Source organism: Vibrio sp. 10N.239.312.D08 (assembly GCF_041466145.1).
Lineage (GTDB): Bacteria > Pseudomonadota > Gammaproteobacteria > Enterobacterales > Vibrionaceae > Vibrio > Vibrio crassostreae_C.
On sequence record NZ_JBFSSD010000027.1, the window covers coordinates 43,239 to 55,414 of the forward strand.

Consider the following 12,176-nt stretch of genomic DNA (forward strand, 5'->3'; position numbering starts at 1 on the left):
TAAATCGGAGAGCTTATGACAACTAACATCAACCCTAACTCATCTATGAATAACAAGCCAGAGAGCATCTTACCTCGTATCGTTAAACTGGGTTTACCTGTTGCTTTACAAAGTGCGCTTGTCGCTATTCTTGCCCTTGCTGACGTATTAATGGTCAGTGATTATGGTATGGAAGCAGCTGCGGCTGTGGGAATTGCATCAAAATGGCACTTCGTTGCTATTATGATTATGGCAGGGTTGGCCTCAGCAAACGGAACATTAGTTGCTCAATACTGGGGAAAGAACGACCGAAAAAGCGCGCGAACGGTATCATCTATCGCAATGGTGTTTGGCTTAAAAGTTCTGCTGCCTGTTACTGCAATCATCACTCTTGGTTCTCAGTTTTTAATGATGTTGCAGACCAGCGATCAAACCGTGATTGAACTTGGCGCGACTTACCTGTGGTATGGATTCCCTGTCCTTCTGCTGACTCACATTGTGGTCGTGGTAGAAGCAAGCATGCGCTCATCAGGTGACACCGTAACACCACTATTGCTTGGTGCGGTCACGATTGCCCTCAACATCGCACTTAACTTCGTACTCATTAAAGGTGCCTTCGGTATTCCAGCGATGGGCGTTGCAGGTGCGGCATTGGCAACCACTTTAGCGCGCTTGATTCAAGTGGGTTTGATGTATGGCTATATGCGCATGCGTAAACACTGGTTGTTAACCACGCCTAGCTCACCACATCGTCCGTCATTATGGTTGTCTTACCGTCGTATTGCTTTGCCACTAACGATGAATGCCGTGTTATGGGCAATGGGTACTATGGCATACCAAATGATCTTCGGTCACATGGGCACAACGGAACTTGCTGTGTTCTCTATGCTCGCGCCTTTTGAGTCGCTGTGTTACTCGATTTTCTTTGGTATTTCGGTAGCGTGTTCAGTGTTACTTGGTCATTCATTAGGCCGTGATGAGTTTGACGACGCAATGAGTATGGGACTGACCTTCATTAAAGCCGTGGTTGGATTTGGCGCGGTTGTTGGATTGCTACTGTTTATGGGCAAAGAGCATGTTCTAACATGGCTGAACCTTTCTACAGATGCTCTCTACCCGCTCGCTTCACCTGCAATGACCATTATGTGTTTTGCTGTGGTGATTCGTATGCTGAACATGGTGATCATCAACGGTATCATTCGCGCTGGTGGTGATAATGCGTTCTGCCTTCGCATGGATTTCATCGCGATGTGGATGGTGGGCATTCCAGTATGTGTTTACGGCGCGTTTGTCGCTGGATGGGATTTCAAATACATCTATGGTTTGATGTTGGTGGAAGAAGTGGTGAAACTGGCAATTTGTTCTCATCGTTACCTAAGCCGACGCTGGATCAACAACCTCACAGTGACCTATGACGAGCCTCAAGCGGCATAGGCTACTTGGCTAGATTCAAGCTGAGATGGAAGTGTATCTACATCAAAAAGGTCTGCGCAATCAGACCTTTTTCGTTTCTTCAGCAACCACTTTTAAACGCCAGTTACTTCTTATTCATTCGGATATGGCGGTTCGACACATTCGACAGTGGCTTCTCAGACACTTTTCGCTTTTCATGTATCAAATGTCTGATCGCTAAAATCGGATGCTTGAGTAACATTCTTGGCCCAGCATAGCGCATGACTAAACGCATCTGCTCTTTCGGATCGGGCTTATAGCAATGGATCGGACACTTATTGCAGGTCGGTTTGGCTTCACCATAAGGGCATCTATCCAATCGTGTTTCGGCGTAACGCAACAGTTGCTCACACTCCTCACATAACGCGTTATTCTGACGAACTTCACCGTGGTGATCTTTGCAATAGATGTGCACCATCGCAATAACGGTTTTGTACTCCGTTGCGAGCTCACCTTGTAGAATATTGTTATGTTGGAACATGTTTTAATTACCTAATGAGAAACCGTACAGGTTGAGATTAACGCTTTCGCTTATCACATCTTCAACTCGCTCGAACACAAAGCCTAACTTAGTCAGTAGTGTGATACTTCGAATGTTATCAGAGGTAGTGATGGCAACTAAATGATCGATATCAGCATTCTGCTTAGCTTGTTCAATTATCGCCTCCGCGGCTTCTTGGGCAAAGCCTTGACCATAAAACTCAGGAGCAAACCCGTAGCCAATATCATGCGACGCTAAGGTGTCTCTTTTTATTAATCCGCAGATACCAATTGGCGTTGAAGTTTCTTTGATTTCAACCATCAACAAACAGACACCCTTCTCTTCATGCATCTTAAGAATGTTGTTTTCAATGTACTCGACAGCCTTTTCAGTGTCGTTGATTTCCTTATCACCAATGTAACGCAGGAAATCTTCTGAGCTGTATAGTCGTTGAATAAACGCCGCATCTTGAGGTGTGATCATTCTTAATCTTAAACGTTCGGTCTCGACTGACTGCATAGTGATATTTTCCTTGCTGAATACCATGTAAATATTGAGTTCTAGAGCTAAAATGATTATCCTCCACCGCCTAAACTAAATACAAGGCTATGCAGCAATGAACCGTAAGAAAAAAATCAATCAAATTCTAAAAAAGAAGCAGAAACAGGCGAATTCTAAACTGCATAGTAGCAACAAGCCTCGCTACATCTCTAAAGCTGACCGTGCAAAAATGGAAGCTGAAGAACAAGCGAAAGCAGCTCAAGAGCAAGCTGAAGGTTCAGTAGAAGCAACTGTTGAAGCTGAAGAGACAAAAGCTGCAGAGTAAGTTTATACTCGCAGTCCTCTTGTCTGACACTCTTTTCAGAGCCAACAGACAAGAACAAAAAAGCAGCCTCAAATTGGGCTGCTTTTTTGATCCTACCATTTTTAATCGCGCTGGTTAGCCTTTGAATGGCTGCACTTCCCAACGGGCAAACGGTGCTTTTGCGTTGATTCCCGCTCTGCCCCAACGATCAACAGAATCCACTACCAAGATACGCTCATTCGGTACCAATGATTTAATCAAGTTGCTTGGCTTTTTCGCTGTAACTAACCATAGAGCATCATCTTCCGAAAACATCGCTTTGAGTTTGGCTTTGTCTTGAACTGTCCATTCCAGTTCAGCTTTGAATATACGCTCTTCAACAAACAGTTGACTACCTGAAGCGAAATCTTCCAAACTTTCTGAAAGCAACAATACTGAATCTACGTCGTTATCCAATAACACTGCTTGCTGCTTGTTGATCAGTTCACGAACATCCAACATCACACGTTGTAAGTTGCTATCAATCGTTTCAGCTTGCGCAGGCCACAACAACTTAAAGTCATCAGCCACAATTGCCGCCATACGCGTTAGATTGGTTGGGTTTAACCACGCGTATTTAGACACTTCACCATTTGATAACGTCAGCGCAGCTACACCTTGCGCGCGCGGTGTAATCGCTTGAGCCGCATCCACTTCAACCAAACGGATATTGCCCTGTCTTGCGTATACAAATGTAGGATCAGCTTGCCAAATAGATGACAGCGTTAATGCTACGGTCGCCTTTTCGCCGGATTGAAGGACTTTGCTTGCGCCTTTAGTACCAAACCAGTTTGGCAGACGATCAATGCCGTAGCGCTTTGGTGGCAGATATTCGGTGGTAATGTCTGTGCCTTTGGTTAGCTCTGTCGCCAAAGCATAAGTCACAGGCGTACTGGTAAGGATATCCTCGGCATTAGCACTGATAGACACCATTGAGCCGGCCAACCATAGGCTGCTAACGGCACCAACTTTAGTAATAGCCTTCACTGTTCTTGAGATACGATTAATTAAAGAGGTCATGATTATGCCTTTCTTATAATCCGGTATAGCGTTGCCGCTAGGAAAAATGTCGCTGAAACGATGATGATCGAAGCGCCCGAAGGTACTGGTAGTTTCAATTCCATAGGTAAGACGGTTCCAACTAAACACGCGACTGTTGCCAGTAATGCCGACAGCAATACAAAGCTGCCCATGCGTTTAGTTAACAAGCGAGCTGTCGCACCTGGGATCAGCAATAATGCACCAACCAGAACAGCACCTACGATCTTCACCGCTGCAATCGTCACTAAGGTGATCATCATGACAAACAAGTAGTCGTAGAAACTGGTGTTATAACCACGAACCTTGGCAATATCAGGGCTGATACAGGTTAGAAGAATACGGTTGAACGTCGGTATCAAGAGCAAAATAATGATCGCGCAGCTGCCTGCGAGAATCGCTAAGTCTTGGTCTGTTACCGTCAAAATCGAACCAAATAGTACGTTCTCAAGCATGTGGATGTTGATCTTACGCGCCACGTACATCAGCAATGCCGCACCCACTGCCAGTGCTAAAGCAAGGAAAACGCCAACTAAAGTATCGTATGGCACATTGGTTCTGTTTCTTACAAAGTGAAGAAGCAGCGCGAAGATCATACAGAAGCTAAACAGACCAATAATTGGGTTTTCTGGTGGCTCGCCAAGCAACACACCTATAGCGATACCGGTTAATGCCGCGTGGCCTACCGCTTCAGAGAAGAAAGCCAAACGCTTAGCAATCACCAAAGTACCCAGACCACCTAACAGAGGACCAAGTAGTAACGCTGCAACCAAAGCATTGACCATGAAGGCATACATGAAACTGTCTGATAACCAGCCCGCTTCCACGCCACTAATGGCTAGTTGTCGTAACCAATCCATTACGCAACCTCCTTCGATTTGGTCATCGCAGAGCCACTGCTGTAGTGCTGGAACAGGCTCTCGATTTTACTTGGGTGTAAGACTTGTTCGTGTGGGCCACTATCAACCAAGAATCGATTCACAACATGTACGTTCGCTTCGAGTCGACGCACTGCCGTGACATCGTGGTGTACCGCAAGGATCGTACGACCTTCACTAACACATTCACGAATTAACGATTCAAGATAACGAACGCCCTGCTCGTCCATACCCGTGGTTGGTTCATCCAACACCAGTAGACTTGGGTTATCTAATAGCGCTTGGGCAAACAGCACGCGTTGCTGCTCACCACCCGATAACTGTCCCATGCGGCGGTCGCTACGAGTAACCATACCAACGCGATCTAATTGTGCGAGTGCAAGATCCAATTGCTTAGATTTACGACGCCAAAACAATGGGATTCGTGTTTGGTTAAGCAGTACGAAGTCCATTACAGTCAAAGGCAAGCTAGACTCGAAGGTCGCTTTTTGAGGTACGTAACCAATACTCTGCTTTTCTGGCCAGTGGATATTGATTTGGCCAGAGAAAGGCGTAAGGCCAAGCACAGAGCGCAGTAATGAAGTTTTACCGCCACCGTTTGGCCCCATGATCACATGACACTCGCCCGCTTTAAGTTCGAGCGAGATATCATCAAGAATTACGTTGTTATCGTATTGCAGACCGAGTTTATTAATTGAGATTGATGGACCTAACATTATGCGTTCCCGCTTTTAGCTTGGTTCGCCGCCGCAAATTTCATGGCTTCGATTAACGTCTCTAGGTTCTTCTTCATCTCAACTTCGACTTTATCGTCTTCATATTCACCGTGCGTCATGTGAGAAAAACGATAAAGCTGAACGCCTGTTTCCGCTTCAATTGTGTCAACAAAACGGTTTGGCATGTTTAACTCGTAAAACAGAACATCAATGCCTGATGCGCGGATCTTCTCGATCGTCTCTTGCAGTTGACTAGCACTTGGTTCAACACCGTGTGCAGGCTCGATTACTGCCGCAACATCCACACCAAACTCTTGAAGGATGTAGCCATAAGCATTATGTGTAGTCGCGACCTTCATACCTGAAGTATCTAACTCACCTAATGACAACATCGCATCGCGCTTCATAAAGCGAAATTGCTTTGCGTATTTACGTGCATTCTTACGATAAAAAGCCGCGTTGTCAGGGTCGAGCTTAGAGACCTCACTCGCGATGGTGTAAACCTTTTGAATTGTTGTCGAAAGCCCAACAAAGGTATGTGGGTTAACGGCACCTTGACCAACAGACTGACCAAGAGCAGGAAGTAGAGGCACTTCTTTGTTTGCTTCGATCACGACTAGGTCATCACGTTGCGCGGCTGAAATCACTTTAAGCGCGAAGTCATCGTGACCAATACCGTTTACCACGATGGCGTCCATCTGGCTCAATCTCTTCAAGTCGTTCGGTTGTGGCAAGTAGTTATGCGGATTAAAGCCGGCATCAACCAAAGGAAGGATGTTCACTTTGTCGCCTACTACTGCTTTTACGTAGCTGTAGTAAGGTTGAAGCGTGATACCAATCGTCAGCTTGTTGCTGTCGATCTTATATTCTTTTGCCAATGCATTGGGTGCCATGAACACCGCTAATAACGACATGAACAGAGTCATAATTCGCATAGTAATTCTCTTATTATTAGTGAGCATCGCTTTCATGATGCTTTTCAATTTCTGATTCGTTCACGACCATTTTCCAACCCGTAGACTCTAGCGTGTGTTGGTCAAAAGTAGCGGGCTGTTTCGCTACACCGCCCAAGAAGATCCAGATTTCAGGAGAAACGCTGTTCGCATTTAAAATAAAGGAATCCGCAAAACCATGATCGGTAGGCGTAGCTTGTTCACTTGGTGTCGCAGATTCACTTAGAGCAGAGAAATAGTAACCACGCTCGTCCAGTACCCAAGCATGAGAACCTTTGCGCTTCCAACTCTGATCTTCTACAAACGGGGCAACCCATTCATCTTTAAGTGATGCAACACTCGGCCATTCACCATCTGAGTCCATGCGCAGGTCACGGATTTCTTCATGCGCTAAACGCAGCTCTGATAGCATCGCCAAGTTTTCTTGTTCAACATCAGTCACTAGAATTTGATGATCAAGCACTGCTTTAACGTGGGATTCAGCCTGATGAAATGGGATAGCGACAGTTGCAAAGCAAAGGATGAACACAATGATCAGTCCTACCCATTTGCCCTCTCTGCCGCCCGTATCAGCACGTACGCTTTGAATCATCATTCTTCACTGATCTCTACAACATCAACTTCAACTGGAAACTCATGACCTGAATCGAACACAAGGTAGAACTCAGTGTCAGGATGTGGGAATTCAACGATAGAACGTTTATCTGTCATCTCTTTTGCAATCAAGTTGTCTTCGTAATCGTACATCTCAACTGCGTAATCAATCGCTTTGCTGCCATCCGAATAACCCGCTTCACAAGCAACAGTCTTACCTTCAAACCAGCAGCTCATCAGTGGAAAGTGTGCTTGCGCAGGTAATGCAGCGAAACCAAGTCCCAATGCTAAGCAAGGAGTCATTAAAGCGTTAAGTTTTGTTTTTATTGTCATGGTTCGTACCCTAGCCACAGTGCAAATTCTCAGAAGTAAACTGAGCGATAAAGGGCTCAAATGAGCCCTTAAGTTTTTTTGATTCTTAATCAGGGATCTAGCCCCGATATCACAGACTATTGAAGCAGCGCTTCGAACGTTAGGTGAACGTTCGCGCTTGCTTTGTCTGCCAGTGGGTTGTCAATCAACTCACCTTTGTAGTTCGCTTTCATTACGTAACGACCTGCTACGTCTGGAGTAAACGTGATTTCACCGTTCTCATCACTCACCACATCAATCTGCTCTTGGTGGTTGCGGTAAAGCGTACCTTCACGAGTAATCTCCGCTTTCACGTCTTTCTGGATTTCACCGTTGTAGAAGAACTGGAATGTCACAGGTTCGCCTTCAACGATATCTGAAGGGTGTGTCACAGGCTTCATTTCTAGAAGCTTGCCTTCAATTTTGAACACTGAATCCGTTGGCTTACCTACCGTGATGTAGCTTTCTGCACGAGTGAAGCTGATCTGCGTTACCACGTCACGTGATTTTTCAGGCAGAACTGAGTCACGCTCAGCTTTGTTTGCTTTAATCCACTTCACCGTGTCACGGCGACCCGCTTTGTATTGCGTGTAGTAAGACGGCTGGTTGTTGATCGCCACTTTGTGTGTACCTTCTTCTTCAAAATAGAAGTCGAAGATTGAACGACGCTTGCCACGAATAACGAAGTTAGGACGCTCGCTGCGGCCATCTGGCATGATGACATGAGCATTTTCGCTGCCAGCAGGCTTATCAAAAACAAACGTACCGTGAGACGCAGTAACATCGAACGTTAGCCAATCACCACCTTCTTTAGATACAGTAAAGTGAGATGGCAAAATCCAACGTGGGTGAGCTTGTGCCGTTGTCGTTGCTGCTAGGCCGAATGCCATCACACCCGCTAGAGCAAGTGCTTTGATTTTTGTCTGTTTCATCATGTTCAATTCCATTATTTATAATTGTTAGCCGTGTCGCTCTATCTGAGCCTACGATGACCACTGTCTATTCTGTTCAGCTTGGTTTTAGTTCGTACTTACTAGTTACTGTTCGCACTTACTAGTTACTGTTCGCACTTACTATTTAGCGATGTAGTTCAGGGTGATTTCACCCGTCTCTTCCGTTGCTTTTAATTCGTAAGATATGTTTGAATCTGCGAGTGATACTTTTTGGCGAAGGTAATTACGGCCACCGTGTTCACGAACCACTTCGATATGAACCGTGTACTCGCCTTGTTCTAACGTTTCACCGCTGTCGCTCTTACCATCCCACACGAAACGGTACTGGCCAGCAGGACGTGTTGCAGACGTCACAGCATCAACCAGTTCACGATCGTAACGGCCAACCTTTCTCCACCAGCTGCGCAGATCCTTAAGCCATTCGTCTTTACCGACCCAAAGCTCGATGGTTTTCACTGACTTTCGTTCGCTATTCTCTACCCACACCGCCACATAAGGACGTGCATACATAGAGGTATCAATCTTTGGAAGCTCAAAGCTGACATCCAGTTTTGCCGTATCAGGAATCGCTTGTGCCATACCTAGGCTTGGCAAAAGAGATAAAGCAAGAAGCGCCTTGCTCCAGTTCATTTTTTTCATTTTTAACAACCTTTTAAATCCGTTTAACCTTAAGTTCGCTCTTCAATCCGATTCATCAATCGAATCAAGCGTTAAGGCACGGCGACAAAATAGATAACCAATGAGATTGCAGACCCAAACACCGTCCATTTGATGGAAGTATTAAGCGTCTTTTTCTTAGGTAACAGTAAGCACACGCCAGTAAGCACAAAGAAGATCATCAATAGCGCAGTGATATCGATAAACCATTTCCATACTTCACCGCTGTTACGACCTTTATGCAGATCGTTCAACAATGCGATAACGCCGTAATTAGTGGTTTCGACTTCTACAAACTCAGACGTAACGTCAACAAAAACGGAAGCGTTGTAGCCGGGTCCTTTGAAGTCCATAGATACCTCACCGATGAGCAACTCACCATCTTCAATCTCTGCATAGATGTCCAAACCAGAAGGAACGCCGGAGAGGTTGGCTTCTTCGAACAGAAACGTTTCAAAGGCTGTCTCGTCAGCTTTTAAACGTCCGTCTTGAACCGTAAATAAACTTGTAGGAAGCGTTAGCGTAGAGCGTTGGATATTGGGTTGGCTTGATTCAAATAACTCAGGTCGGTTCAGGGTGATACCGGTTACTGAGAAAAAAAGAACCACGAACAGAAGCGCCATAGAAATATAAACATGAAGTCGACGAGCCCATGACTGAACCGCCCTACTTTTTAACGACATACAAACCAATACCTATAAATTTTATGACGACAATTTAGTTGATAATCATTCGTATTGGCATTCAATTTACATTGTTTACGTTTGCCGAGTGGCGTAAGGAAATTTACATAACATTACATGGGAAGTAATCGAACTGTATGCATATTCTTGCTAACGTGTACTAAAGGGATTTGATTCGTTTTATTAGAGGTTATTGATAACAGGGTCAAAGCTCAAAAAAGCTCAATCTCAACATGCTTGATTGAGATGGGTTTAAGGTAACAGTCGTAGCTTTAAGGATAGAAAGTTGGGACTATTTGATCACTGGTTTGATGATAGCTAATGAAGCTTAAAAGGATTTGAAATGCGTATTTTTGTTTTGGCTTTTGCTGCGCTAGTGACGGCGTGCACCAGCCAAATAATCAGCACGGAAGAACATATTCAAGAATACATCGGTTCAGACATAACCGATGTACAAGAACGTTATCTCACCGAACGGTCACGCCCTATCAGTTTTTGGGCGTCTCGAAACTATGCTTGGATTGAAACCAAGAAACCGTTAGACAATGGTTATACAGTACACGCATTCAAAAACCCTTATCGTGACTGCACCATTAATTGGGTTGCTGATACCAGCGGCGTGATTCAAAGTGCTACGTCCAGCGGCACGATGTGCGAGCCTTAACTGCCGCATTGGAACGATAAAGTTCAAAAAGCTTTAACCGCCAAAATTAAAAAGGGTGTCATTTGAACCATCAAATGACACCCTTTTCTCTATATTACTTTCTCTTGTCTTCTATTGTGCTATTCGCAGTTAGACGTTGCCGTTATCACTCACTGTTCTTAGCTGAGTCAGATATTTAATCCAACCTTTTGCCTCAGAAGAAGGCTCAATGTTGTTCGCACGTTTCGCTTGAGCAAGAGCATTATCAAGATTCTTTAGCTTGTACCATGAACGTACTTTCGCTAAAGCAACATCAGCTTGCTTGTTCTTGTCTTTCACTTTATCCAAAACAACCAGAGCACGATCGTAGTAACCTTGTTGAACCAGTAACTGAGCCACATTCCAATGATATTGCGTGTCTTTTCTAGACGCTAACGTCCACACTTCAATAGCACTGTCCCACTCTTTCGCTAACTGCCAGTAGGTTGCTTGCTCAGCCAGAAGTTGAACATCGCTGTTCGCATCATCTAACTTACTAATTTCTTGTGCTGCGCGCTCTGGAATGCCACGTTTCGCGTAAAGCTGCGCTAACAAGCGGCGATCTGAGTTCTTCAGCTCAACACCTTGTAGATCAGCCAGTGCTAACGTGTTCAATGCATCACGATTACGATCTAACCTAAGTTGAATACCAACCAGTTGACGCCACCAGTTATCTTTCTCGGGTTGAAGTTCAATCAAGCTTTCCAGTGTAGGAATCGACTGTTTCCACTGCTTTAACTGAAGCTGTGCGCCCAGTTTTAGCGATAGAGGTGATAACTCTGGTTTTGAATTGAACTTGTCGTGATTACCGATGGCCACTAGGACTTTCGACCAGTTTTCGATTTGGTATTCCGCTTGTGCAATTCGCATCCAAAGCACGTCTTTCTTTTCTGCCTCTGGCGCTGTTTTTACTAACTCGTAGTAATGTGGAAGCGCGTTTTTGAACTGTTGATCGTTTAATAACAGATCCGCAAGCATACGCTTCGTTATCCAAGCTTGTTCATCCACCAGCAAATTGGTATCGACGGCGTATGTAAGCTGCTTAATCGCCTTATCGGTTTTGCCATCTTGCCAGTAAAAAACACCTAGCATACGAGCTACGTACGCTTTGTCGTAGCCCTTAGAAAGCTCTAAACCTGCTAGTACGTCAATGGCCTGTTTAACCTGTTCATCTTGAGCAAGCTTATGCGCCTTTTGAACACGAATAGCAGTATATTGGGTTAGCTCTTGTGCCTGTGTTGTAAGGGGCATTAACAACAAGCCCACTAATATCCATATATGTTTCATCATTTTGCCAACTTAAACTCTAGTTTCACGGTTTGACCAACCTGAGCTATCGCTTTTCCATCGACGACTTTCGGTTGATATTTCCATTTTTTAAGTGCTCTCATCGCTTCACGTTCAAACATACGACGTGGGTTTGCGTCAGTGACTTGAATGTCAATTGGGCGTCCCGTTTCGTCGATGGTAAAAGACATTATCACATGGCCTTCAGCTCCACGCTTCAGCGCTTTAGGTGGGTAACGAGGTTCTACTCGATACAGAGGCATTGCTTGTTGGTTTGACCCAAAATCAGAAAATGTCGGCGCGTTAATCGCTAGGCCGTCAATGGATGTATTCAAATCCAAAGAAGGTAATGAAGACATCGAATTCAGAGGCGTAACTTCAGCTTGTGACTGAGACGTTTGCGCTTCCGGTGGCGGCTCTGGCATTTCTGGTTTTTCAGGAACTGCACGTTGTCTTCTTTGGATTTCTTGTTCTTGTTCCACCATTACCATGTTGAAACTTAACGTTTCACTGTTGTCTGGTGAACGTTGGTGACCATTATCGACCATCCAAGCCATAAAAGAAAACAGAGCTAAGCCCAATGCACCCGCTAGCGGTAAAGCAAGAAATAGGCGAATCATTTATGAAG

Annotated in this window: 16 protein-coding genes; 3 read left to right on the forward strand and 13 right to left on the reverse strand. The window is 44.9% G+C overall.

Annotated features, from left to right (window positions below; all coding sequences use genetic code 11):
• Nucleotides 1-15: 15 nt before the first annotated feature.
• Entirely contained in the window at nucleotides 16-1,413 is a 1,398-nt protein-coding gene (locus tag AB6D58_RS15060) for an MATE family efflux transporter (protein WP_102394368.1), read from the forward strand.
• A 103-nt stretch (nucleotides 1,414-1,516) separates the two neighbouring features.
• Here AB6D58_RS15060 and AB6D58_RS15065 read toward each other — a convergent pair whose 3' ends face one another.
• Nucleotides 1,517-1,912 (reverse strand): nitrous oxide-stimulated promoter family protein, encoded by a 396-nt coding sequence (locus tag AB6D58_RS15065; protein WP_017064560.1) that lies wholly within the window; start codon nucleotides 1,910-1,912, stop codon nucleotides 1,517-1,519.
• Nucleotides 1,913-1,915: 3 nt separating this feature from the next.
• The gene (locus tag AB6D58_RS15070; RefSeq protein ID WP_017067858.1) at nucleotides 1,916-2,431 is read right to left on the reverse strand and encodes a GNAT family N-acetyltransferase; all 516 of its coding nucleotides are present in this window, start codon (nucleotides 2,429-2,431) and stop codon (nucleotides 1,916-1,918) included.
• 97 nt (nucleotides 2,432-2,528) lie between these two features.
• Here AB6D58_RS15070 and AB6D58_RS15075 point away from each other — a divergent pair, with 97 nt between their 5' ends.
• Complete coding sequence (locus AB6D58_RS15075; protein ID WP_017060973.1) at nucleotides 2,529-2,738, forward strand: DUF2986 domain-containing protein; 210 nt, start codon at nucleotides 2,529-2,531, stop codon at nucleotides 2,736-2,738.
• Nucleotides 2,739-2,852: 114 nt separating this feature from the next.
• Here the strand turns inward: AB6D58_RS15075 and AB6D58_RS15080 are convergent, their stop codons facing one another.
• The 9 genes from AB6D58_RS15080 to AB6D58_RS15120 form a co-directional block, all read right to left on the reverse strand.
• Entirely contained in the window at nucleotides 2,853-3,776 is a 924-nt protein-coding gene (locus AB6D58_RS15080; RefSeq protein WP_372157674.1) for an ABC transporter substrate-binding protein, read from the reverse strand.
• Between the two features lie 2 nt (nucleotides 3,777-3,778).
• A complete protein-coding gene (locus AB6D58_RS15085; protein ID WP_017070974.1) occupies nucleotides 3,779-4,654 on the reverse strand; it encodes a metal ABC transporter permease in 876 nt (291 codons plus the stop codon).
• Nucleotides 4,654-5,388 (reverse strand): metal ABC transporter ATP-binding protein, encoded by a 735-nt coding sequence (locus AB6D58_RS15090; protein WP_017064556.1) that lies wholly within the window; start codon nucleotides 5,386-5,388, stop codon nucleotides 4,654-4,656. The genes AB6D58_RS15085 and AB6D58_RS15090 overlap by 1 nt, the downstream gene beginning before the upstream one ends.
• Nucleotides 5,388-6,323, reverse strand: a complete 936-nt coding sequence (locus AB6D58_RS15095) for a metal ABC transporter solute-binding protein, Zn/Mn family (protein ID WP_017062541.1) — start codon at nucleotides 6,321-6,323, stop codon at nucleotides 5,388-5,390. The genes AB6D58_RS15090 and AB6D58_RS15095 overlap by 1 nt, the downstream gene beginning before the upstream one ends.
• A 16-nt stretch (nucleotides 6,324-6,339) precedes the next feature.
• Nucleotides 6,340-6,936, reverse strand: coding sequence for a DUF6162 family protein (locus AB6D58_RS15100; protein ID WP_102320788.1), 597 nt, complete (start codon nucleotides 6,934-6,936; stop codon nucleotides 6,340-6,342).
• On the reverse strand, nucleotides 6,933-7,268 hold the full coding sequence (locus tag AB6D58_RS15105) for a hypothetical protein (protein WP_102320787.1): 336 nt from the start codon (nucleotides 7,266-7,268) through the stop codon (nucleotides 6,933-6,935). The genes AB6D58_RS15100 and AB6D58_RS15105 overlap by 4 nt, the downstream gene beginning before the upstream one ends.
• Nucleotides 7,269-7,384: 116 nt before the next feature.
• The gene (locus tag AB6D58_RS15110) at nucleotides 7,385-8,221 is read right to left on the reverse strand and encodes a DUF4198 domain-containing protein (RefSeq protein ID WP_017062544.1); all 837 of its coding nucleotides are present in this window, start codon (nucleotides 8,219-8,221) and stop codon (nucleotides 7,385-7,387) included.
• 138 nt (nucleotides 8,222-8,359) lie between these two features.
• Nucleotides 8,360-8,878: a DUF2271 domain-containing protein gene (locus tag AB6D58_RS15115; RefSeq protein ID WP_017062545.1), complete on the reverse strand. Its 519-nt coding sequence runs from the start codon at nucleotides 8,876-8,878 to the stop codon at nucleotides 8,360-8,362.
• A 71-nt stretch (nucleotides 8,879-8,949) separates the two neighbouring features.
• A complete protein-coding gene (locus AB6D58_RS15120) occupies nucleotides 8,950-9,579 on the reverse strand; it encodes a PepSY-associated TM helix domain-containing protein (RefSeq protein WP_017062546.1) in 630 nt (209 codons plus the stop codon).
• Nucleotides 9,580-9,922: 343 nt separating this feature from the next.
• On the opposite strand from AB6D58_RS15120, the gene AB6D58_RS15125 reads away from it, so the two are divergent.
• The gene (locus AB6D58_RS15125; protein ID WP_017067850.1) at nucleotides 9,923-10,243 is read left to right on the forward strand and encodes a hypothetical protein; all 321 of its coding nucleotides are present in this window, start codon (nucleotides 9,923-9,925) and stop codon (nucleotides 10,241-10,243) included.
• Nucleotides 10,244-10,372: 129 nt separating this feature from the next.
• On the opposite strand, the gene AB6D58_RS15130 is transcribed toward AB6D58_RS15125, so the two are convergent.
• Together AB6D58_RS15130 and AB6D58_RS15135 are read right to left on the reverse strand one after the other, a co-directional pair.
• Nucleotides 10,373-11,551 carry a lipopolysaccharide assembly protein LapB gene (locus AB6D58_RS15130; RefSeq protein ID WP_102320786.1) on the reverse strand — a complete coding sequence of 393 codons (1,179 nt, stop codon included), beginning with the start codon at nucleotides 11,549-11,551 and terminating at the stop codon, nucleotides 10,373-10,375.
• Nucleotides 11,548-12,168, reverse strand: a complete 621-nt coding sequence (locus AB6D58_RS15135; RefSeq protein WP_102394361.1) for an energy transducer TonB — start codon at nucleotides 12,166-12,168, stop codon at nucleotides 11,548-11,550. The genes AB6D58_RS15130 and AB6D58_RS15135 overlap by 4 nt, the downstream gene beginning before the upstream one ends.
• Nucleotides 12,169-12,176 lie beyond the last annotated feature (8 nt).

Coding starts and splice junctions, on each gene's coding strand:
- AB6D58_RS15060 (WP_102394368.1), top strand. CDS start 16: ATGACAACTAACATCAACCCTAACTCATCTATGAATAACAAGCCAGAG.
- AB6D58_RS15065 (WP_017064560.1), bottom strand. CDS start 1,912: ATGTTCCAACATAACAATATTCTACAAGGTGAGCTCGCAACGGAGTAC.
- AB6D58_RS15070 (WP_017067858.1), bottom strand. CDS start 2,431: ATGCAGTCAGTCGAGACCGAACGTTTAAGATTAAGAATGATCACACCT.
- AB6D58_RS15075 (WP_017060973.1), top strand. CDS start 2,529: ATGAACCGTAAGAAAAAAATCAATCAAATTCTAAAAAAGAAGCAGAAA.
- AB6D58_RS15080 (WP_372157674.1), bottom strand. CDS start 3,776: ATGACCTCTTTAATTAATCGTATCTCAAGAACAGTGAAGGCTATTACT.
- AB6D58_RS15085 (WP_017070974.1), bottom strand. CDS start 4,654: ATGGATTGGTTACGACAACTAGCCATTAGTGGCGTGGAAGCGGGCTGG.
- AB6D58_RS15090 (WP_017064556.1), bottom strand. CDS start 5,388: ATGTTAGGTCCATCAATCTCAATTAATAAACTCGGTCTGCAATACGAT.
- AB6D58_RS15095 (WP_017062541.1), bottom strand. CDS start 6,323: ATGCGAATTATGACTCTGTTCATGTCGTTATTAGCGGTGTTCATGGCA.
- AB6D58_RS15100 (WP_102320788.1), bottom strand. CDS start 6,936: ATGATGATTCAAAGCGTACGTGCTGATACGGGCGGCAGAGAGGGCAAA.
- AB6D58_RS15105 (WP_102320787.1), bottom strand. CDS start 7,268: ATGACAATAAAAACAAAACTTAACGCTTTAATGACTCCTTGCTTAGCA.
- AB6D58_RS15110 (WP_017062544.1), bottom strand. CDS start 8,221: ATGATGAAACAGACAAAAATCAAAGCACTTGCTCTAGCGGGTGTGATG.
- AB6D58_RS15115 (WP_017062545.1), bottom strand. CDS start 8,878: ATGAAAAAAATGAACTGGAGCAAGGCGCTTCTTGCTTTATCTCTTTTG.
- AB6D58_RS15120 (WP_017062546.1), bottom strand. CDS start 9,579: ATGTCGTTAAAAAGTAGGGCGGTTCAGTCATGGGCTCGTCGACTTCAT.
- AB6D58_RS15125 (WP_017067850.1), top strand. CDS start 9,923: ATGCGTATTTTTGTTTTGGCTTTTGCTGCGCTAGTGACGGCGTGCACC.
- AB6D58_RS15130 (WP_102320786.1), bottom strand. CDS start 11,551: ATGATGAAACATATATGGATATTAGTGGGCTTGTTGTTAATGCCCCTT.
- AB6D58_RS15135 (WP_102394361.1), bottom strand. CDS start 12,168: ATGATTCGCCTATTTCTTGCTTTACCGCTAGCGGGTGCATTGGGCTTA.